The sequence below is a fragment of the Methylomonas sp. MS20 genome (assembly GCF_050275925.1).
GTDB classification, from domain to species: domain Bacteria; phylum Pseudomonadota; class Gammaproteobacteria; order Methylococcales; family Methylomonadaceae; genus Methylomonas; species Methylomonas koyamae_A.
Genome location: NZ_CP189962.1, coordinates 5024373 through 5046346 on the forward strand (window position 1 = coordinate 5024373; position 21974 = coordinate 5046346).

General features: G+C 59.2%; 13 protein-coding genes. 8 read left to right on the forward strand and 5 right to left on the reverse strand.

What is annotated here, in order from left to right:
• Positions 1-11 precede the first annotated feature (11 nt).
• The gene (locus tag ACQE3D_RS22425) at positions 12-1118 is read left to right on the forward strand and encodes a two-component system response regulator (protein WP_313730398.1); all 1107 of its coding nucleotides are present in this window, start codon (positions 12-14) and stop codon (positions 1116-1118) included.
• A 35-nt stretch (positions 1119-1153) separates the two neighbouring features.
• A complete protein-coding gene (locus tag ACQE3D_RS22430) occupies positions 1154-5884 on the forward strand; it encodes a PAS domain S-box protein (RefSeq protein WP_313730397.1) in 4731 nt (1576 codons plus the stop codon).
• 242 nt (positions 5885-6126) lie between these two features.
• Here the strand turns inward: ACQE3D_RS22430 and sppA are convergent, their stop codons facing one another.
• From sppA to rluC, 3 genes are read right to left on the reverse strand one after another with little or no spacing between them, the layout of a single operon-like run.
• Positions 6127-7095, reverse strand: coding sequence for a signal peptide peptidase SppA (gene sppA, locus ACQE3D_RS22435; RefSeq protein ID WP_313730396.1), 969 nt, complete (start codon positions 7093-7095; stop codon positions 6127-6129).
• A 12-nt stretch (positions 7096-7107) separates the two neighbouring features.
• Positions 7108-7755 carry an HAD family hydrolase gene (locus ACQE3D_RS22440; RefSeq protein ID WP_313730395.1) on the reverse strand — a complete coding sequence of 216 codons (648 nt, stop codon included), beginning with the start codon at positions 7753-7755 and terminating at the stop codon, positions 7108-7110.
• Positions 7739-8698, reverse strand: a complete 960-nt coding sequence (rluC, locus tag ACQE3D_RS22445; protein ID WP_313730394.1) for a 23S rRNA pseudouridine(955/2504/2580) synthase RluC — start codon at positions 8696-8698, stop codon at positions 7739-7741. Before rluC ends, ACQE3D_RS22440 begins: the two co-directional genes overlap by 17 nt.
• Positions 8699-9111: 413 nt before the next feature.
• On the opposite strand from rluC, the gene ACQE3D_RS22450 reads away from it, so the two are divergent.
• On the forward strand, positions 9112-11280 hold the full coding sequence (locus tag ACQE3D_RS22450; RefSeq protein WP_064024912.1) for an Rne/Rng family ribonuclease: 2169 nt from the start codon (positions 9112-9114) through the stop codon (positions 11278-11280).
• Between the two features lie 84 nt (positions 11281-11364).
• Here ACQE3D_RS22450 and ACQE3D_RS22455 read toward each other — a convergent pair whose 3' ends face one another.
• Complete coding sequence (locus ACQE3D_RS22455; protein WP_313730393.1) at positions 11365-12249, reverse strand: carbon-nitrogen hydrolase; 885 nt, start codon at positions 12247-12249, stop codon at positions 11365-11367.
• 71 nt (positions 12250-12320) lie between these two features.
• Positions 12321-13355 carry an agmatine deiminase family protein gene (locus tag ACQE3D_RS22460; RefSeq protein WP_313730392.1) on the reverse strand — a complete coding sequence of 345 codons (1035 nt, stop codon included), beginning with the start codon at positions 13353-13355 and terminating at the stop codon, positions 12321-12323.
• A gap of 677 nt (positions 13356-14032) precedes the next feature.
• Between ACQE3D_RS22460 and ACQE3D_RS22465 the strand changes: the two genes are divergently transcribed.
• The 5 genes from ACQE3D_RS22465 to ACQE3D_RS22485 all read left to right on the forward strand — a co-directional run bounded on the left by ACQE3D_RS22465 (position 14033) and on the right by ACQE3D_RS22485 (position 21970).
• The gene (locus ACQE3D_RS22465) at positions 14033-16069 is read left to right on the forward strand and encodes a TonB-dependent receptor plug domain-containing protein (RefSeq protein WP_313730391.1); all 2037 of its coding nucleotides are present in this window, start codon (positions 14033-14035) and stop codon (positions 16067-16069) included.
• A 36-nt stretch (positions 16070-16105) separates the two neighbouring features.
• Positions 16106-17197 (forward strand): lipocalin family protein, encoded by a 1092-nt coding sequence (locus ACQE3D_RS22470; RefSeq protein WP_064024917.1) that lies wholly within the window; start codon positions 16106-16108, stop codon positions 17195-17197.
• A gap of 180 nt (positions 17198-17377) precedes the next feature.
• Positions 17378-18028 (forward strand): YfiR family protein, encoded by a 651-nt coding sequence (locus tag ACQE3D_RS22475; RefSeq protein ID WP_082885330.1) that lies wholly within the window; start codon positions 17378-17380, stop codon positions 18026-18028.
• A 4-nt stretch (positions 18029-18032) separates the two neighbouring features.
• Positions 18033-21053, forward strand: coding sequence for a response regulator (locus ACQE3D_RS22480; RefSeq protein WP_313730390.1), 3021 nt, complete (start codon positions 18033-18035; stop codon positions 21051-21053).
• Positions 21050-21970: a diguanylate cyclase domain-containing protein gene (locus ACQE3D_RS22485; protein WP_064024921.1), complete on the forward strand. Its 921-nt coding sequence runs from the start codon at positions 21050-21052 to the stop codon at positions 21968-21970. Before ACQE3D_RS22480 ends, ACQE3D_RS22485 begins: the two co-directional genes overlap by 4 nt.
• Positions 21971-21974: the final 4 nt, after the last annotated feature.

Genomic DNA, 21974 nt, shown 5'->3' on the forward strand with positions numbered 1-21974 from the left:
CGAGGCCTCACGTGATAACACCCGCCAGCGCAGAACCCGCCACGATACTGATCGTCGACGACATGCCAGAGAACCTGCACATCCTCGGCACCTTGTTGCAGGGCGCCGGCTATCGGGTCAAGGCCGCCAATTCCGGCGCCACCGCGCTACGCTATGCCAACCAAACCCCGAGCCCGGACTTGATCCTGCTGGACGTCATGATGCCGGAAGTCGACGGCTACCAAGTATTGACCCGTTTGAAGGCCGCACCCGGCAGCGCCGACATTCCGGTGATCTTCCTGACCGCGCTCGACGACGCCCGCGACGAACAGTACGGTCTGCAACTCGGGGCCGCCGACTACATCGCCAAGCCCATCCAGCCCGCCGTGGTGCTGACCAGGGTCGCGGCCCAGCTCGAAGCCAAACGAGCGCGCGACTGGCTAGCCGATCAAAATGCCTTTCTGGAAAATGAAATCGGCAAGCGCATGGCGGAAAACGAACTGACCCAAAACGTCAGTATTCTGGCCTTGGCGCATCTGGCTGAAACCCGCGACCCGGAAACCGGCCAACATCTATTGCGCACCCAAGGCTATGTCCGAACCTTGGCCGAATGCTTGCGGGATCATCCTCGCTTCAGCCAGACGCTGACCCCGAATTATATTAAATTGTTAACGCGTTCCGCCCCGCTGCACGACATCGGCAAAGTCGGCATTCCCGACTATATTCTTACCAAACCCGGCAAGCTGACCGCCGCCGAGTGGGAAATCATGAAAACCCACGCCAAGCTCGGCAGCGACGCCATCGAACGCGCCGAACGCGACGTTCGCGCCTCTGCGGCGTTTTTGGCGCTGGCCAAGGAAATCGCCCACTGGCATCATGAAAAATGGGACGGCAGCGGCTACCCCGAAGGCCTGCAAGGCGAGGCGATACCGGTGTCGGCCCGCATTATGGCGTTGGCCGACGTCTTCGACGCGCTGATATCCCAACGCAGCTACAAACCGCCGATCGATTTCGGCGAAGCCGCCGACATCATCATGGCCGGCCGGGGTCGGCATTTCGATCCCGATATTGCCGACGGCTTCGCGCACTGTCTGGAGAACTTCAAAATGATCGCAACCGAATTCCGGGACCCGCTTTAGCGCCAACCGGCGGCCCAATCCAACCGGACAGCAGCATGCCTCCCAACGCCGCCAGACCCTTCTCGCAAACCCAACCCGCAGTGTTGAGCCGGGGCCAGATCGGCAAAATCGTCGGTTTATACGCGCTGACTGGGTTCTTATGGATACTGTTCTCGGACGAAGCCATCGTCGCGCTATTTCCGGAGCCAGCGCGATTCGCCTTCGTCAGCACGGTAAAAGGCTGGATTTTCGTGGCCTTGACCACCTTGCTACTCTACCTGCTATTGACCCGTTACGGCCGCCACGCCGACGCTTTAGCCCCCGCGCCAGCCGAGGTTCGCCCTGGAGCGCTTCGCTTAGTACTGGCCGGTTTGTTACCGGCCCTGGCGGCCGGCGTCCAATGGAGCCTATGGAGCATCGTTTCGCCCTATGTCTGGTTTCTGATGTTTCCGGCCGTTTTCTTTTCCGGCTGGCTGGGCGGCTGGCTCAGCGGTTTACTGGCGACGCTGCTCGCGATCGGCCTAGTCTGGTACATCTTCATCCCGCCGCCATTCTCGTTCGAATTGGCCGAGCCGGCCCAATTCGTATCGATGACCTTGTTTCTGACCATGGGTGTTTTATTCAGTTACTTCCACCATCGTCTACACCAGCTGATCGCCACCAACCGCCAATTGTTAAACGCCAGCGAATCCGGCTATCTGACGACCTTGCAAAGCATCGGCGACGCGGTCGTCGCGGTCGATGCGGCCGACCGAGTCGAATTGCTGAACCCCGCCGCCGAAGCCCTAACCGGCTGGCGCGCGGCCGACGCCGTCGGCAAGCCGCTGGCGGCGATCATGACCATCGTCACTGAATCCGGCCGGAGCCCGCTGAATTTGACGCCGGTGTTGACCGGCAGTGGTTTCGTCTCCGACAGCGGCGACTGGCTGCTATTCCGTCCAAACGGCGCGGATCGGCCGGTTCGCCTGTGTTGCGCACCGATTCTCGGCACGAACGGAGAACGGCTGGGCGCGGTGTTGACGTTTTCCGACCAAAGCATTCAACGCGCGGCCGAACGCGAGCGCGAAGCCAAATTACGTTCTCTGCAATTGCTGGACGCGATCGCCAACGGCTCGAGCGACGCCATCTTTGCCAAGGACTCGGACGGCCGTTACCTGCTCTTCAACCGCGCGGCGGAAATCATTACCGGCAAAAGCGCGGCGGAAGTGATCGGCCGCGACGACGCGTCGATTTTTCCCGCCGACCTGGTCGCCGAACTTAAATCCAACGACCGTTTAATTCTCGACGCCGGACAGCGGGTCACGGTTACCGAACACCTACCCACCAATGACGGCGAAGCAATTTTCATGACGACCAAGGGGCCTTTGCTGGCCGACGACGGCCGAATCGTCGGCCTGTTCGGAATTGCCAGGGACATCACCGAACTGAAGCGCAACCAGGACGAACTGCGCCAAGTACACGACCGCAACCAACGTTATTTGGATACGGTGCAAACCTTGATGCTCGCGCTGGATATGGAAGGCCGCGTCAAGATGATTAACCGGGCCGGCTGTGCGCTGCTCGGCCGCGCCGACACCGACATGGCCGGCCGCGATTGGTTTTTGGACTGCGTTCCGCAACCGCGGGGCCAGCGCGATCTTTACCCGCGCTTTCGGAAGGTATTGACCGGCGTGCAAGACGCGCGCTTGGACGACGAATACCCCATTCTGACCAAAACCGGCGAAACCCGAACGATACGCTGGCATCACAAACTATTGACCGACGCGGACGGCCGGGTAACCGGCCTGCTCAGTTCCGGCGAAGACTTAACCGAGCGCTTGCAAACTCAATCGACCCTCGACGAAAAAGAAACCTTGCTGCGCAGGCTCGGCGCGATGGCTAAAATTGGCGGCTGGCGCTATACGCCGGCTTCCGGCGCATTGACCTGGACCGACGAAGTCGCCGACATCCTGGCCTTGGCGGCCGACGCAAAGCCCGAGCTGGATACCCTGTCGAGCCGTCTGGCACCGGCCGAACGGCACATCCTCGATCAAGCGCTGCGCGACGCGGCTCGGCACGATACCGCGTTCGATTTGGAGTTGGCCGCCACCGGCACCCACGGAAACACCCAATGGTTCAGAGTTACCGGCCAAGCGCTCCGCGACGGCACGCAAATCGACGGCACCCTGCAGGACATCACCGAACGCAAACACGCCGAACTACAGCTGCTCAAACTATCGCAAGCCGTCGAACAAAGTCCGGAAAGCATCGTCATCACCGACCTCAACGCCAACATCGAATACGTCAATCAAGCTTTCGTACAGGCCACCGGCTTCGAGCGCGCAGAAGTCCTCGGCAAAAACCCCAGGATTCTGCAATCCGGCAAGACCTCGCCGGCGGTATTTGGCGACCTGTGGCAGGCCCTGCAACAGGGGCAGAGTTGGCAGGGCGAATTCATCAATACCCGCAAGGACGGCAGCGAATACGTCGAGCTCGCCAGCATTAGCCCGATTCGCGACGCCAATGGTCGGATCAGTCATTATCTGGCTATCAAGGAAGATATCAGCGACAAAAAACGCCTGTCGGAGGAATTGTCGCGCCACCGCCGCAACCTGGAAGAATTGGTCGCGGAACGCACCGCCGAACTGCGGCTGACCGGCAATTACCTGCAAGCGCTGATCGACAACATTCCGCAACTGGCTTGGCTGAAAGACATAGACGGTCATCTCCTGGCCGCCAATCGCGCGTTGGCCGACTTCAGCGGCATGTCCATCGTCGACATACTCGGAAAAACCGATGCCGAACTGTACCCTCCCGAGATTGCCGAACGCAATCGCCATATGGAACAGCGGGCCATCGAAACTCGCGCCCGCCAAACGATAGAAGAATATTTACCTTGGCAACCCGGCCGGATCCACGAAACCAGTCGAGCTCCGGTCATCGATGCCGACGGCCGGGTCCTGGGTACAGTCGGATTTTCCCGGGACATCTCGTCCCAAAAAAACCTGGAACGCGAACGCGAGCGAGCACGCCTGGCCGCCGAGGCCGCCAACCGCGCCAAAACTGCGTTCCTGGCCAACATGAGCCATGAAATCCGCACGCCGATGAACGCCATCATCGGCTTGACCCACTTGTTGCAAGCCGCCGAACCGACACCGAGCCAATCGGAACGGTTGACTAAGATCAACGCCGCCGCCGACCATCTGCTGAATATCGTTAACGACATTCTCGATCTGTCCAAGGTCGAATCCGGCCGGATGACGCTGGAACAAACCGAATTTTCGGCACACGCGCTGCTCGACCATGTCTATTCGTTGATTTACGACAAGGCCAAAACCAAGGGTTTGGCCGTTTACATCGAATGCGATCCCGTGCCGGCATCGCTGTCCGGCGACCCGACCCGGTTGCGCCAGGCCTTGCTGAACTACGCCGGCAATGCCGTCAAATTTACCGAGACCGGCCAAATTACCTTGCGTTGCCGGCTGTTGAAAACCGACGCCGACCGGGTTTTATTGCGTTTCGAAGTGGAAGACACCGGAATCGGCATCGATAGCGCCAACCCCGGCAAGCTATTCGATGCATTCGAGCAGGCGGACGCCTCGACCACGCGCCGCTTCGGCGGTACGGGTCTGGGACTGACCATTACCCGCCGCTTGGCCGAACTGATGGGTGGCGAGGTCGGGGTCGATAGCCGGCCGGGCCTGGGCAGCCGATTTTGGTTTACGGCTTGGCTGAACCTGGGGCGCGGCGTTGTTCAGCAGGAGCCCGACCAACTCAATGGCGTTCAAACCCGCCAGAAGCTCAGCCAAGTCAACGCCCGCGTATTACTGGCCGAGGACAACGCCATCAATCGCGAAGTCGCCGAGGACTTGTTGCGCGGCGCCGGACTAAGCGTCGACAGCGCGGAAGATGGCGAAGCGGTTGTCGCGAAATTCGCCGCCGCCGACTACGATTTGATCCTGATGGACATGCAAATGCCGAAAATGAACGGCCTGGAAGCCACCCGCATCATCCGCGCCAGCGACAAGGGCCGCACGGTGCCCATCGTCGCCATGACCGCCAACGCGTTCAATGAAGATCGTCACACCTGTCTCGCCGCCGGTATGAACGATTTCATCGCCAAGCCGGTCGAGCCCGACACGCTGTATGCCACGCTGTCGCGCTGGCTGCGCGCGCCGCTGCCGCTACCCGACGCGACCAACGCGGAAGCGGCAGCCGACTTAGCGGCGCTTACCGACCTTGACTGGCAACGCGGCCTGGCTCTGTTGCACGGAAACCTGGAAAAATATCGGCGACTGCTGCGATTGTTCGCGGACAACCACCGCGCCGATCCAGCGGCTTTACTGGCTTGGCTGGAGGCCGGCGAAGTCGCCAAGATCGCCGATCTTGCCCATCTGTTGAAAGGCAGCGCCGGCTCTCTGGCGCTGATCGGAATCGCCGACCCGGCGGCCGACTTGCTGCGAGCGGCCAGAGCACGCGAACCGGCCGAAGCCCTACTTGCGCGCATCGAAAGTTTGAACGCGGCCCTGCAGCGCTTCGTTGCCGAAGCCGACACTCGGTTACCGCCGCCGGCCATCGAGCCGACGCCAAGCGGTATCTCGGCCGCCGACTTGTTGCCCCGCTTGCGGTCGCTGTTAGCGTCCGGCGACATCCAAGCCAACGAACTGGCTCTGGAGCACCGCGCGGAGTTAAGAACCGCGCTCGGCGATCAGGTCTTACCGCTACTGCGCGCGATTGAAAACTTCGATTACGATGCGGCGTTGACACGGTTGGAAAGTTTCGACCAACCTCCGCGGGACCCGGATTAAATCCCGGCATGACGCTAGATGCCGCGCGATTGTCGCGAACGTATGACTATAAGCTTAGCCGGAGTAGCGTCAAGGCCGACCTCAGGTGCGGCACTTCACTTTATGAGGCGACGACGCGATAATCGATACGCTAAACGCCGGCGAATCCGCGCCATGCCCAGTGGCGCGCCGACACGCCTGAAGCAAACGCCGCGCTGAGATCAGTGATAGTCAGTCGCCATCGCCCGCCCGACGCGCAGCGATCAACGCAGTTGTCCCAACCCCAGACTGGTCGCTATCGAATGGCCGAAATAAGCGCCCATCCGGCCGGCCAAGCGGTCCAGTAAACGCTCCTGCGGCGTGAAGTTCAGCGTGTGCTCGGTATCGAGTTGATCGCGGGCAACCGAATCGACGTTGCCGAAGTCGTCCGCCAAACCCAGTCTGACGCCCTCGGCGCCGGTCCAGACCAGCCCTGAAAACATGTCCGCCGTTTCTTTCAGTCTGTCGCCCCGCCCTTTGCGGACCGCGTCGATAAATTGCTGGTGAACCTGATCCAACATCGATTGCATGTGCTTGGTTTCCTGGCTGTTGGCCGGGGAAAACGGATCGAGCAAGGCTTTGTGCTCGCCGGCGGTCAAGGTCCGCCGTTCTATCCCCAGTCGATCGAGCACATTGGTGAAGCCGAAGTTATTCATGATGACGCCGATCGAACCGATGATACTGGCTTGATTGACAAAAATCTTGTCGGCCGCGGCGGCAATGTAATAGCCGCCCGACGCGCAAACATCGCCGACCACCGCATAAATCGGCAAATCGGGATGTTCGGCCTTGATCCGGCGAATCTCGTCGTAAATGTAACCGGCTTGCACCGGGGTGCCGCCGGGCGAATTGACGTTCAAAATAATGCCCTTGGTGTTTTTGTCTTCGGCCGCATCCTGCAAGCCTTCGATGACTACGCTCGCCGAACTGGCCTCGCCGTCGGCAATCACGCCGACGATATCGACGACCGCCGCGTGCTGGCGATCGGAGCTCATTTTTTCCTCGAAGCTGGGATAGGTCGCGACCAACAATACCGCCGACAAATACACAAAGGTCAAGACCTTGAAAAAGATACCCCAACGCCGCGCGATCTTCTGCTCGTTAATCGCGGCGAACGCCAGTTTCTCCAGCGTCTGCCGTTCCCAACCGCCATCCTGGCCTTCCGGTTCCTGATTTTGATTTTGCGTGTCCAAGGACCTGCCTCCTTAAAGTAGACCGAGCAACTCGGTCGGATAATTCAAACAATACAACGGCGAATAGCGCTTAAGCGTCTCAGCCGGATGCGCGCCGCAAGTCACCGCCACCGACGCGACGCCGGCGTTCAACGCCATTTGCAAATCGTGAACCGAATCGCCGACCATCAAGGTTCTGTCCTTGGCAACGCCCAACTCGGCGACGATTTCGTCGATCATCAGCGGATTCGGCTTGGACGCGGTCTGATCGGCGCTACGGGTCGTGCAAAAGCTGGCGGTCAAACCGGTACCGGCGATCACTTCCCGCAAGCCGGCGCTTTTCTTGCCGGTGGCCACCGCCAAACGGTAACCGGCCTCTCGAAAGCATGCCAACATTTCCGGCACGCCGGGAAACAAGTCGTCCCTGCTCATTTCCCTGGAAAAAAACGTTTGGGCGTAATCGCCGGCCAAGCGCCGGCCCTTTTCTTCGTCGAGTCCTGGAAACAACCGGGCCACGGCGTTTTCAATACTGAGCCCTATGATGTCCTTGACGGCTTGAGGTTCCGGTACCGGACAGCCCTGTCTGGCGGCGGCTTGGCGGATGCAGTGCACGATCCAGTCCACCGAGTCGGCCAAGGTGCCGTCCCAGTCGAAAATAATCAAATCAAAGCGTTTCTTCATGCTCGAGCAAGGTTTGTAAATCGGCCGGCAGCGGCGCATTGAAATGCAGCGGGGCGCCGGTCAGCGGGTGTGCGAAACGCAGTTGCTCCGCGTGCAAGAATAAGCGCTTATAGCCGCGTTGCTTGAAAGCCTTGTTGACGTTGTCCTCGCCGTAGCGGTCGTCGCCGACGATGGGATGCCCGAGCCAGGCGGCATGCACCCGAATTTGATGGGTCCGGCCGGTCTTGGGCGCCGCATGCACCAGTGTCGCTTCCCGAAACGCCTTCAAGCGGGTAAACAAAGTCTCGGCCGGTTTGCCGGCCTGACTGACGACCACCATGCGTTCGCCACCTTGTGCGACGTTCTTCAGCAGCGGCACATCGACACGCTGACTTTTTCGTTTGAATTGACCGGCCAGCAGCGCCAAATAAGTCTTTTGGATGCCGTCACCGCGAAACATTTCGTGCAAAACCCGTAGCGCCGAGCGCTTCTTGGCGATCAATAAACAGCCCGAGGTTTCCTTGTCCAGCCGGTGCACCAGTTCCAGAAACTTCTGTTGCGGACGGATTTGCCGCAGCGCTTCGATGATGCCGCCGCTGACGCCGCTACCGCCGTGCACGGCAAAACCGGACGGTTTGTTAAGAACGATGAAGCCGTCGTCCTCGTACAGAATTTGATTTTCCAGGCTGAACTTCAAGGCCGGCTGCACGATGACCTCGTCGGCGGCTTCGGCCACCCTGACCGGCGGAATCCTGACGATGTCGCCAATGACCAGTTTGTAGCTGACGTCGACACGCCCCTTATTGACCCTGACTTCGCCCTTCCTAACCATCCGGTAGATGCGGGTCTTGGGCACACCCTTGAGAAAACCGATCAGGAAATTGTCCAACCGTTGTTCGCTGTTCGCGTCGGTGACTTCCAGCCATTGCACACTCGGGCGCGGCGTTTCGCTTACTTGATTCATGGCGGAAATAATAGCAACATCCAAGCCGGCCATGTTTAAAATTGCTGCCTCTGGTAAAGATTGCTATATTAGGCTAGTTTATCTATCGATAGACTGGGCGATGGAAATTGATTATCGGGCCACGCGGCCGTTTTCCTCGCTAAATTAATAACAAGAATTTTCGGGTTTTATCGCTCGACCCATGATGAGCGACTTGCATCCTAAAGCATAGAGTTCGGTATAACAGATTCCCCGCACGACAAGCGCCACCCTCGGTCCATCCGATATTCGCTGCTATAACTACTACTATTCATTGCAGTTTTCAGTCAGTCCGGCCGCTCACTTGGTAACGCATCGGGAACCCGCCGCCTTTATCCGCGACAAACCAACCTGTTTAAACTCTAGGTGGGATACACAACAATAAGGATAATTTAATGAAAAGAATGCTTATCAACGCCACGCAACCCGAAGAGTTGCGAGTGGCCTTGGTAGATGGTCAAAAACTCTATGATTTTGACATCGAAGTCCCTTCCAAAGAACAGAAAAAATCCAATATCTATAAAGGCATCATCACCCGGGTAGAGCCCAGCCTGGAAGCCGCTTTCGTCAATTACGGCGCCGAAAAGCACGGCTTTCTGCCGTTTAAGGAAATCGCCCCGGAATACCGCACCGGCGACGACGGCGAAGGCAAGTCTTCGAAGTCGAATATTCGGGAAGGTCAGGAAATCGTCGTCCAGATCGAGAAAGAGGAGCGCGGCAACAAGGGGGCCGCGCTGACCACTTACATCAGTCTGGCCGGCACCTATCTGGTGCTGATGCCGAACAATCCCAAAGCTGGCGGCATCTCCCGACGCATCGAAGGCGATAATCGCAGCGAATTGCGCGAAACCATGGCGGCGCTGGAAATTCCGGACAGCATGGGCCTGATCATTCGTACCGCCGGTTCCGATAAAAACGTCGAAGAGCTGCAATGGGACTTGAATTACCTGATGCAACTTTGGGAAGCGATCGATCGCTCCAGCCAGGAACAAGCCGCCCCCTTCCTAATCTTCCAGGAAAGCAACGTCATCATCCGCGCGTTGCGCGACCACTTGCGCGGAGACATCGACGAAATCCTGATCGATCAGGAAGGCGCCTTTAAACTGGTGCAAAACTTCCTGAAGCAAGTGATGCCGCACAACCTGCATAAGGCCAAGCAATATCAGGACACCGTTCCGCTGTTCAGCCGTTACCAAATCGAAACCCAGATCGAGATGGCCTACAAGCGCGAAGTCTCGTTGCCGTCCGGCGGCTCTATTGTCATCGACCATACCGAGGCGCTGACGTCTATCGACATCAACTCGGCGCGCGCCACCAAAGGTAGCGACATCGAAGAAACCGCGCTGAATACCAACCTGGAAGCCGCCGACGAGATTGCCCGCCAACTGCGGCTGCGCGATTTGGGCGGCCTGTTCGTGATCGACTTCATCGATATGATGTCGAACAAAAACCAACGCGAGGTCGAAAACCGCCTGCGCGATGCGTTGAAAATCGACCGCGCCCGCATCCAGACCGGCCGTATTTCGCGCTTCGGTCTAATGGAAATGTCGCGGCAACGCTTGCGGCCGTCGCTGGGCGATTCCACCCAACTGACCTGCCCCCGCTGCAAGGGCCAAGGCACGATCCGCAACGTGGAATCGGTGACCTTGTCGGTGTTGCGCCTGATCGAGGAAGAAGCGATGAAAAAAGGCACCGAGCGCGTCATCGCTCACCTGCCTATCGACTGCGCCACCTTCCTGCTCAACGAAAAACGCGCGGCGATTCAAGAAATCGAAGCCCGCCTGCATGTCGGCATCATTGTATTGCCGAGCAAACACCTGGAAACGCCGGCCTACGATATCGAGCGGATTAAAACGGTGGAAGGCGACGACAAGGCCAGCCACCTGCAATTGAAGGAAGAGGAAATCGCGGTACCGGAATTCGCCAAACAAGCCGGCCCGAAATCGGAAAAGGCGGCGATCAAGGAATTCCTGCCCGACTCGCCGGCACCGGTACAGAGCAAGAAAAATTCCGCCAGCCTGATCCAGCGCTTCTGGCAACGCTTGATCGGCAAGGACAAAATCGCCGAAACTCCGGAAGCCAGCGGCGAAGGCAAACCCGGCGAAGAAAGAAACCGGCCCAACCGCAACGTCCGCAAGGACCGCCCCGGTGCCGGCCGGAACGGTCGCCGCAACAACAACAATCGCCGCGGCGGCCCTAATCCGCAAGCGACGACGGACAACGCCATCACCCAAACCGCCAGCCCGGCCGCGGAACAACCATTGCCGGCGGCGTCAGGCGAACAGGAAGGCGAAGGCGCACCGCGCCGTAACGGTCAGGAGCGCAGCCGCCGCAACCGTAACCGTCGCCGTAACCCACGTAACTCGGCCGAGCGCAAAACCGAACAGAATTACAACGGCGAATCAGATCAGTCGTCCGCCGAGGCGCCCAGCAACCGCTACGTCAGCAACGACTCGATCGCCCCGGCGAATTCATATGCCAGCGAGTTTGCCGAGCGCAGCAGCAACCGCTCTCAAGAAAGTGCCGAGCCGCAACCTCGCCCGCAAAGCTCGGCCGAGGAATAAAAAAACGGAGGCCCGTCGCTTGCCGGGCCTCCGTTTTCAACAGGCTAGCAGACCGATCCGCCTTAAAAACGGATCGAACCTCGATCAATCGATGTAACGCCTCAAAATATCCCCGTAAGCATCGATGCGCCTATCCCGCAGAAACGGCCAAATCCGCCGCACATCCTCGCTCCGTTTGGGATCGAGTTCGGCGAACAGCAAGCAATCCTCAACGTCGTCGGCGCTCGCCAGCACTTCCCCCTGCGGTCCGGCGATGAAGCTGTTGCCCCAGAACTGAATGCCCGGCACTTGGTCCGGCGCGGCTTCGAAGCCGATCCGGTTGCAGGAAATCACCGGCAAGCCGTTGGCGACGGCGTGACCACGCTGCACAGTGATCCAAGCCTGCAGTTGACGCTGCTTTTCCGCCGCCTCATCTTCCGGGTTCCAGCCTATCGCGGTCGGATAGATCAACAGATCGGCGCCGGCCAGCGCCATCAGTCGCGCCGCTTCCGGATACCACTGGTCCCAGCAGATCAACACGCCCAATTTTCCCAGCGAAGTCTGGACAGGCTTGAAGCCTAGATCGCCGGGCGTGAAATAAAACTTCTCGTAAAAACCCGGATCGTCCGGAATATGCATTTTCCGAAACGTGCCGGCAATGCTGCCATCCTTGTCGAACACGACGGCGGTATTGTGGTAAAGGCCGGGCGCGCGCTTTTCGAATATCGTCGAGACCACGACGACCTGATTGGCTCGCGCGGCATCCGCCAAAGACTCGCAACTCGGGCCGGGGATAGCCTGAGCCAGGTCGAAACACTCGGTGTCCTCGCTTTGGCAGAAATAGTGATCCAGATGCAGTTCCGGCAACACCACCAACTCGGCGCCCTGTTGGGCGGCGGCTTGGATCCGGCTCAACGAATAGGCCAGATTGGTATCCCGGCCACGATTACAGGGCTGCTGAACGGCGCAGGCGATTATCGATTTTTTCATGGCTGGCTAGAGATCTAAGGACTGTGGACAGAGGAATCGCGACAACGGACTTGCCGCGCGGGTCGCCGAGTTTAAAAATTCAGCTTGACGAAAGCCGGCACCTGCATGCTGGCGCAGTGCAGACTGCCGTATTGGTGCACCAAGGGTCGGCAGGGCACCGCGACCGCTTTTCGATCCGGGAAACAGGCCGCCAAACGCTCCAACGCCAACGCGTCCATCGCATCGTCATAGACCGGCACCAACACCGCGCCGTTGATCAACAAGAAATTGGCATAGTTAGCCGGCAAGCGTTGGCCATCCTCGTCGTAAATCGGTTTCGGCAACGGCAACGCCACCAATTTGTAAGGCTGGCCGGCTTCGGTACGGAAAGCCTGCAATTGCATTTCCATATTTTTCAGGCTGGCGTAGTGCGGGTCTTCGCTATCGTCGCAACTGGTGTACGCAATGGTTCCGGCATCGCAAAAACGGGCCAGGGTGTCGATGTGAGCATCGGTATCGTCGCCCGCCAGATTAGTTTGTTCGACCCATAGAATTCGTTTGGCGCCCAGATAATTTTGCACCTGCCCAGCAATCGCCGTTTCGCCTAGATCGGGATTGCGGTTCGGATTGAACAAACAATTCTTGGTGGTCATCACGGTACCCTGCCCGTCCGACTCGACGCTCCCCCCCTCCAGCACCAGATCGACTGTCGCGGTCGGAAAGCCCTTGAAGATCGGGTGAGCAAACAGCGCCAGATTCAACCCGTCGTCGTCAGCATGCGGGTATTTGTTGCCCCAACCGTTAAAGCGGAAATTCACCAATTGCAATGCGGCCTTGGGGTGTTGCCATTCCAACGAGATGAACACGGTATCCCGCACCCAAATGTCGTTGTAAGCCGCTTGGACAAAATGCAAATTAGGATTGGGCGCCGTAAACTGCGCCTGAATGTGCTGCTGATGCTCGCCGTCCTTGCAAATAATCACCAGCGGTTGATAGGCGCTGATCGTCGAAGCGATGAAGTGGTAGCTGTCCTCGACCGAAGACAAATTGCGAAAGTCGCCGCTAGCGTGCGGCCAGGCGATGATAACGGCCGATTGCGGCTCCCATTCGGCTGGAAAGCGAATCATGAAATACTCCCTGGATGTGGTAGCGATTGATAGTATAGGTATGGCTTATTGTATCAATGCTGACCGGATAAGACTTATCCGAGGGAAGATAATCCGGTACCGGCGACCCGGAACTGCCCAGACAGCCGGGCCAGGCCGGCGAACAATACAGGTCGCGGGGATAAGCGGACGCAATGGCTAAACTGGCGGCTTCCGAAAACGACTTCGCGCGCCCCGCTTGCTCGCCAAGCGGCGTTTCATCCCGTTCTATATCAAGTTTCACGAACACCGACTCTTGCATAAGGCCTCCTTCGAATCGACGAAACAGAAATGCCGGACGACCGGCACGGCCAACTCCAGACATATTCTAACCTCTAATCTGACCTTCCTCGTTCGAAAAATTCAAAACTTTTGCTTGTTTTTTCGTTAGTTTTTCAAGAAATATCAACTAACACGCATCAGGGTCGGCGTAATTTTAAAACCGTAACCCAGCCCCCGACAATGGTTCATTTTCTCCTTGCCTTGCTCGTCGAATTCGCGACATTTCCGATGATTTCCGGCTAAAAGATTGATTTTTGGAAATTCTCGTCATACTTGTTGCGTTACGCGAATCTTTAATCAACACATTCGCCAACCGCAATCGCCGAAGCGACCAGCAGCGCTGGTCAGGCCAAAAAATAACAACAACGGAAATGACCATGCCGTCCAATCGCCGGTTTCCTCTAACCGCCCGCCACGTTGTTGGCAACTTGTTCGTCCTGACGGCGCTCGCGCCGTTGCAATCGCCCCAGGCAGCCGAGCCGCCGCCCAATCTGGAAGACTTTTCGATCAACGACTTGATGCAAATGGAAGTTTCGTCGGCATCCCGCAAATCGGAAACGCTGTCCGATACCGCCGCCGCGGCCTTCATTATCAGCCAGGAAGACATACGCCGCTCCGGCGCGACCAGCATTCCCGAAGCGCTGCGGATGGCGCCCGGCATCGACGTGGCTAGAATCGACTCCAGTGCTTGGGCTATTACCGCGCGCGGCTTCAACGGACGATACGCCAACAAGCTGTTGGTCTTGATCGACGGGCGCAGTATTTACACGCCACTGTTTTCCGGCGTGTTTTGGAACCTGCAGGACACCTTGATCGAAGATATCGATCGCATTGAAGTGATCCGCGGCCCCGGCGCGGTGATGTGGGGCGCCAACGCCGTCAACGGCGTCATCAACATCATCACCAAGAAAACCAAGGACACCCAAGGCAATCTATTCGCCGCGGGCGGCGGCAATCAGGAACGCGGTTTCGCCGGTTATCGCCACGGCGGCCAGTTCGGCGACGACGGCAATTACCGGGTCTACGCCAAAACCTTCGAACGGGAAAGCTTCGTCAACTCGGCCGGCGAGCGCATTCACGACGACTGGCGTTCGGTACAAGGCGGCTTTCGGATCGACGGCCGAATCTCCAACGACAACCGCTACACGCTGCAGGGCGACGTATATCGTAAAACCGTCGGCAACACCGTCGAACCGATTACCATCGCGCCGCCCTACAACACGCGGTTTTCCAACGACGACCACGCCAACGGCGCCAATCTGCTGGCGCGCTGGGAAGGTAACTTGGCCGACGGTTCCGAATTCAAATTGCAAACCTATTACGATAGGGTCGAATTCAATGCGGCTGAGCTTTCCGATTCCCAGGACATGTTCGACATCGACTTTCAGCACCGCCTACACCCTGCGGCCGACCACGACCTGATGTGGGGCCTCAACTATCGCTTCATTCATAGCGCCGTCACCAATACCGGCGCGATTTCGTACATCGATAGCGACCTTGGCTATCATAACGGCGGCGTATTCGCCCAAGACGACATCACGCTGATCGACGACACGCTGCGCTTGACCCTAGGCACCAAACTGGAGGAAAGCCACTTCGGCAACACTCAAGTCCAACCGAATGCCCGCCTGCTGTGGACGCCTAGCGCGCATCATTCGGTTTGGGCGTCGGTGTCGCGGGCGGCGCGCACCCCGTCCAGAGGCGAAGCTCAGGCCAATATCGCGCTGGGCACGACGCCGACCGGCTTGCCCGCGCCCTACGACCGCCTCCAGGTTCGCGGCCAGTACAATTCCAACCTACGCGCCGAAAAAGTCGTCGCGGCCGAAATCGGTTACCGCGCCCAATGGACGGCACATTTCTCCACCGACGTCGCCGCGTTCAGCAACCACTACACCGACTTGATCATGTTTCGCAGAGGCAGCGTCAACCCGCTGGCCCCGCCGCCGCTGATCCTGCCGATGATCTGGTACAACAATAGCCGGGAAGTCACCACCCGCGGCATCGAGTTTTCGGCGGAATGGCAAGCGCTGGACTGGATGCGCTTTACCGGCAATTACAGCCACATCAAAATCGAAATGCCGTTCGACGCCAACAATCCGGACACGGCCGGCCTGTCCCCCCGCCATCACGGGTCTTTGCGCTGGCAGATGGATCTACCGGAAAACCTCAAACTCGATTTGACGCTACGTCATGTCAGCCGGCTAAACTCGGTCAGCCAGGCCATACCGGCCTACACCACCTTCGACGCCCGCTTGGCCTATCAGCCCGTGCCGGACATCGAACTGTCCTTTGTCGCGCAAAACCTGTTTTCGCCGCGCCACCCCGAATACCACGACTCATCGGCGATCTCGCTACCCGGCTCCGCGATGGAAATTCCCCGCTCGCTTTACGGCAAGATCGACTGGCGTTTTTGATTTTTCAAATTTTTCAACCCCATTGGAGTATCTAAGATGAGTAAACACTGGAAAAAACTGCCCTGGATCATTGCCGGGATCCTGGTGCTGATAGGCCTGCTGAATCCGCCGTTGCTGCCTTGGATATTGTTGATCCTGGTCTCGGCCGCCTACTGGTTTTTGCCGCGCCGAGGCTTGATCGGCCCGGTAACCCTGCCGGCCGACGACGCATTTTTGCCCAGCCAGCAAGTCCAGTGGTGGTATTGGACCGGTCATTTGTTCACCGACGACGGCCGCCGCTTCGGTTTCGAAGTGGTATTTTTCAGCTTCGACGCCTTCGTCATCATGCGCGACCAACTGGTGCAGGCGGCTATTACCGATGTCAACGGCCAGCGTTTCGAATTCGAGGAGTTTCTGCGCCTGCATCTGCCCAAACGGGTCAAGGACGGCTTCGATCTCAGCTCCGGCGCCGGCAACCAAGTCACCGCGGTCGGCGGCGACGGCCACGACCGCCTGCACGCGCAAATCGGCAACTACACCTTGGACTTGAAACTGGATTCGACCCAGCAGCCCGCGCTGCACTACGGCGGCGATGCCCATCCCTACCGGTTCGGCGGTTACACCTACTACTATTCGCGACCAAAAATGGCGACCACCGGCACCTTGACGATAGACGGCCAAACCTTCCAGGTCACCGGTAACAGTTGGTTCGACCGCCAATACGGCGAACTGTTTCAAGCGATTCGCCAAGGTTGGCAGTGGTTTGCGATCGAACTGGAAGACAACCGGCAGATCATGTTGTTCGATTTCAAGGGTAACGACTCCTCGGTCGAAAAATCCGGTTCGATCACAGACGCCAACGGCCTGACCACGACGTTGGCCGCCCACGAATTCGAAGTCACCGTCACCGGCGAGTGGACCAGCCCCAATACGGGCTGCACTTACCCGTCTGGCTGGGAAATCGTGGTTAAGGGCGAAAAATTCACGGTCGAACCCTTGGTCAAAGACCAGGAACTGCGCGCCAACCACGATCTGTGGATAGGCCCGGTCTATTGGGAAGGCGCGTGCGGCGTCGGCGGCGCGGTAGCCGGCCAAGCCTACGTAGAACTGAACGGCTATTGCAAATGCCTGGCCGCCAAATTACCCTAGGAAATTCGACAAGAATGGATTTGGTGCCTAGACTACACGCCGACATTCCACATTACTAATCGTTATCACCGCCGCTTGGCCGCGACGGCGCCCGGCCGACACCGGGTCCGGCGCGAGCCGGCGGACTGCGGCTTACGCCGCGTTAAACCTTACGGAACCCGCGGCCCAAACCACTCCCCAATGAAGGATCAAGGACTTAGAACCGCGACTTACCGCGCCGGCCGGCCACGGCCGTGCCGCATTTTCGCCACCGGACCTTCCGCACGCCTCGCCGGCTGCGGCCGGCGTTGCTGGACCGGCCTGAGGACCGGCCTAATCGCGCTGACATTGCTGACATTTCCGGTCGTGCCGACACCGAAGGCCGAAGGCCTATCCGAAGCCCAAATCAAGGCCGCGTATCTCTACAACTTCGCCAAGTTCATCGAATGGCCCGCCGACACCGTGGCGGCCGACGCGACGTTAACGCTGTGCGTGGTCGGCAACAACGTGTTGGAAGGGGCCTTGCAGGCCCTGGACGGACGTAAAGCCGGCGAGCACGATCTGCGCATCGAGGTCCGCGGCTTCGCCGATTTCAATCCGACCGGCTGCCACCTGCTGTTCGTCGGCGCCACCGAACAACCGCGCTTTTTGGTGACGCTGAAAGCCGTCGGCCGCGCCCCGGTATTAACCCTATCCGACATCGCCGATTTCGCCGAAAAAGGCGGCGGCATAGCCCTATTGTTCCGCGACAACAAAGTGGTATTCGAAGTGAATTTGGAATCGATCCGAAACGCCGGTCTGCGCCTGCCGGGCCAGTTGTTGAACATCGCCACTTACGTTTACGGGAGATAAACCGATGCGTGTGTTACCCGACTTCGCGAACTGGTCGCTGCGACGCAAACTGGTCACCATCATCATGTTGAGCTGCGCGGCCTGCCTGCTGGTCAGCTTGTCGGTGATGGCGGTCAGCTCGGCGGTCAGCCGATACCGAAGCGCGTTGCAGCAAGTCTCCGGCCTGGCCGACGTGCTGGCGGAAAACGGCCAGGCCGCGCTGGTTTTTTCGGACCGGACCGAAGCCAAGCGCCTGTTGGCCTCTCTCAAGGATCACACCGAAATACTGTCGGCCTGGATGATCGCCGCCGACGGTACGGTGCTGGCCAACTGGAATCCGCGCGGCGAAGTCACCGCGCCACCCGCCGACTACGGCGTCCCGACACAGGAAATGCGTACCAACTTCTGGGAGAGACGCGCCGACCTGTATATTCCCGTCGTGCGCAAAAACGAACAGATCGGCTACCTGCTGCTGCAAGCCGATTTCACCCAGCAATGGAACGAACAACTGACCGATTTGGGCAAGGGCTTGGCCGGCGCCGCCCTGGCCTTGACCGTGGTGTCGCTGTTGGCGCTTCGCCTGCAACGGGTGATTTCCCGACCGATCGAAGAGCTGGCGACCACGGCCCGATTGATCGCCCACGAAAAAAACTACAGCTTGCGCGTGCCGCGACACGGTCGCGACGACATCGGCGAGTTGGTATTGGCTTTCAACAGCATGCTGGAAGAAATCCAGTTACGCGACAAAACGCTGACCGACCATCGCGACCGCCTGGAAGAAGAAGTCGCCCAACGCACCGCCGAATTACTGCTGGCCAAGGATCAGGCGGAAGCCGCTTCGCGCTCCAAGGGACTATTCCTCGCCAATATGAGCCACGAGATCCGCACGCCGATGAACGCGATCATCGGCCTCTCCGATCTGGCCTTGAACAGCAATCCATCGACCAAACTGCGCGACTACCTGCACAAAATCCATACCTCGTCGCTGGCCCTACTCTCGATCACCAACGACATCCTCGATTATTCGAAAATCGAAGCCGGCCGGATGGAACTGGTCGTCGAACCCTTTAATATCGAGGAAGTACTGGAAAACGTCCTGAATCTGTTCATCGTCCGCGCCGAGGAAAAAGAACTGGAAGTGGTGCTGGAACTCGACCCCGCCACGCCGCCTTACCTGAACGGCGACGCGTTGCGGCTCGGCCAAGTGTTAAACAATCTGGTCGGCAACGCGGTCAAGTTCACTCAACGCGGCGAAATACACATCAAGGTCACACTGGTCAGCGCCGAACCCGGCCGGGTCATGTTGAATTTCGCGGTACGCGATACCGGCATCGGCATGACCGAAGATCAGGCCGCCAACCTATTTCAAGCCTTCACCCAGGCCGACGGCTCGATTACCCGCCGTTTCGGCGGTACCGGTCTAGGCCTGACCATCAGCAAACGCCTGGTCGAAATGATGGGCGGCGATCTGTCGGTACACAGCGAAATCGGCCGCGGCAGCCAATTCGAATTCTCGCTGTGCTTCGACTATCCGCGGGAACCCGGCGCCGCGGTGTTGTCCGGCAACCTGCACAGCATGCGGGTGTTGATCGTCGACGACCTAGACATTTCCCGGCAGATGCTCAGAGAGATTCTGCAAGCCTGGGGTTTCGAGGCCGCCGAAGCCGCCAGCGGCGACGAGGCCTTGTTGTGCCTGCGCAAAGCCAACGACAGCGGCCGCGACTTCGAACTGGTGTTGCTGGACTGGAAAATGCCGGGACTGGACGGCGTTCAAGTCACCCGCGCGATCAAGGACATGGTGAAGCGTTCCGAAATCCGCCACGCGCCGGTGGTCATCATGGTGACCGCCTTCAGCCGCGAAAGCCTGTTGAACGCGGCCGGCGACGCGATACCCGACGACATTCTGGTCAAACCGGTCATGCCTTCAATGTTGTTGGATGCCGTCACCCGCCTGCAAGGCGGCAAAGTCTTTCCGACCGCCGAGCAAGCCCGGCCGCAATTGGCGACGCTGGCCGCGCCGATCCGCGGCGCCAAGCTCCTGTTGGTCGAAGACAACGAAATCAACCAGATCGTGACCTGCGAATATTTGCAAAATGCCGGCCTGGAAGTCGACGTCGCCAACAACGGCCGCGAAGGCGTCGCCGCGCTGAGCAACAAGCGCTACGACGCGGTACTAATGGATTTGCAGATGCCGGAGATGAGCGGCATCGAAGCCACCCGGCTGATTCGCCAAAACCCGGCTTACGCCGACCTACCGATCATCGCGATGACGGCCGCGGTCCAGGAGCGCGAGCGCAACGAGTGCTACGCGGCCGGCATGAACGATCACGTCGGCAAGCCGGTGCTGCCGCAGACGCTGATCGCCGCGCTATTGCGCAATATCAAGCCATCGGCGGCATCGACGCAGCCCGACGCAAAGTCGCCGGACAACTGGCCGGACGACAACCTGGCCGCCGAATTGCCTGGTTTCGACCCGGAATACCTACACTTGGCCATCGGTAGCGACGCCAAACTGCGCCGCTTGCTGGAGCACTTCGCATCGGCATTCGCCGGTGCGGCCGGCCAGTTCGATCCGCTCTGGCAGGATGACGCGACCGCCGCCGCGAATTGGTTACACCATTTGAAGGGCGCGGCCGGCGCGGTTGGCGCGATCGAATTGAGCCGCGCCGCCGGTCGGCTGGAATCCGATTTACAACAGGAGGTCAAGAGCGCCGCCGCCAAAGCGGAGTTCGAGCAAACCTTGGCCGCCACCTTACAAACCATTGCCGACTATCTCACCGACGAAAGCGATGCAATGAACGCGAACGGCGATTACCCTACCGCCGCCACCCTGGCCGCCCGCTTGCGGGCTTTGTTGGAGGGCAGCGATTACGTGCCGCGCGATTTGATCGAACACCTGCGCTACACGGTGCCGAGCGCCGACGGCCGCAGGCTATTGAAGCAAATCGAGAAACAAATCGAACTGATAGACTACCGGCTAGCGCTCGCCGCGCTGACCGACCTAGAAACCCTGGTCCAGCGCCATTTGACCGGAGAACATCGATGAACGCCGATACGCCCAAACCGCTAATTCTGATCGTCGACGACACCCCCACCAACATCCAAGTGCTGGCCGAAAACCTGATCGGCGATTATCGGATCAAGGTGGCGGCCAGCGGCGCGGCGGCGTTGGAAGCCGTCGCCAGCCAGGGACCGCCGGACTTGATTTTGCTGGATGTCATGATGCCTGACATGGACGGCTACGAAGTCTGCCGCCATCTGAAAGCCAATCCGCAAACCAGCCGAATTCCGGTGATCTTCGTCACGGCCTTGAACGGCGCGAACGACGAGGAACGCGGCCTGAACCTGGGGGCGCTGGATTACATCACCAAGCCGTTTTATCTGCCGGTCGTCAAGGCTAGAATCCGCAACCACATCCGGTTGAAACAAGCCACCGACCTGCTGGAAACGATGGCCTGGATCGACGGCCTGACCGGCATACCCAATCGGCGCCGCTTCGATCAAGCCTTGGAAAGCGAATGGAAACGCGCCCAACGCAACCAGACCCCATTGGCCGCCGTGTTGGTGGATGTGGACTTTTTCAAGGCTTATAACGATCATCACGGCCACGGCGCCGGCGATTTGTGTCTGAAGCGGGTCGCCGGCGAACTGGCCGACGCCACCGGCCGCTCCGCCGATCTGGTCGCTCGCTACGGCGGCGAGGAATTCGTCGCGCTACTGCCGGAAACCGACGCCGACGGTGCTCGCGCCCTGGCCGAGCATTTTCGTCAGCGTATCGAAGCCCTGCACATCCCCCACGCGCAATCGGAAACCTCGCCGTGGATTACGATCAGCGCCGGCAGCGCCGCATTAATACCGCACACCGAGCAAGCCCCGTCCGAACTGTTGGACGAAGCCGACCGCAGGCTCTACCAAGCCAAGGCCGCCGGCCGCAATCGGGCCGAGGGCGGCCCAGCGGCCTGAGTGC

Coding starts and splice junctions, on each gene's coding strand:
- ACQE3D_RS22430 (WP_313730397.1), top strand. CDS start 1,154: ATGCCTCCCAACGCCGCCAGACCCTTCTCGCAAACCCAACCCGCAGTG.
- ACQE3D_RS22440 (WP_313730395.1), bottom strand. CDS start 7,755: ATGAAGAAACGCTTTGATTTGATTATTTTCGACTGGGACGGCACCTTG.
- rluC (WP_313730394.1), bottom strand. CDS start 8,698: ATGAATCAAGTAAGCGAAACGCCGCGCCCGAGTGTGCAATGGCTGGAA.
- ACQE3D_RS22450 (WP_064024912.1), top strand. CDS start 9,112: ATGAAAAGAATGCTTATCAACGCCACGCAACCCGAAGAGTTGCGAGTG.
- ACQE3D_RS22455 (WP_313730393.1), bottom strand. CDS start 12,249: ATGAAAAAATCGATAATCGCCTGCGCCGTTCAGCAGCCCTGTAATCGT.
- ACQE3D_RS22460 (WP_313730392.1), bottom strand. CDS start 13,355: ATGATTCGCTTTCCAGCCGAATGGGAGCCGCAATCGGCCGTTATCATC.
- ACQE3D_RS22465 (WP_313730391.1), top strand. CDS start 14,033: ATGCCGTCCAATCGCCGGTTTCCTCTAACCGCCCGCCACGTTGTTGGC.
- ACQE3D_RS22470 (WP_064024917.1), top strand. CDS start 16,106: ATGAGTAAACACTGGAAAAAACTGCCCTGGATCATTGCCGGGATCCTG.
- ACQE3D_RS22475 (WP_082885330.1), top strand. CDS start 17,378: ATGAAGGATCAAGGACTTAGAACCGCGACTTACCGCGCCGGCCGGCCA.
- ACQE3D_RS22480 (WP_313730390.1), top strand. CDS start 18,033: ATGCGTGTGTTACCCGACTTCGCGAACTGGTCGCTGCGACGCAAACTG.
- ACQE3D_RS22485 (WP_064024921.1), top strand. CDS start 21,050: ATGAACGCCGATACGCCCAAACCGCTAATTCTGATCGTCGACGACACC.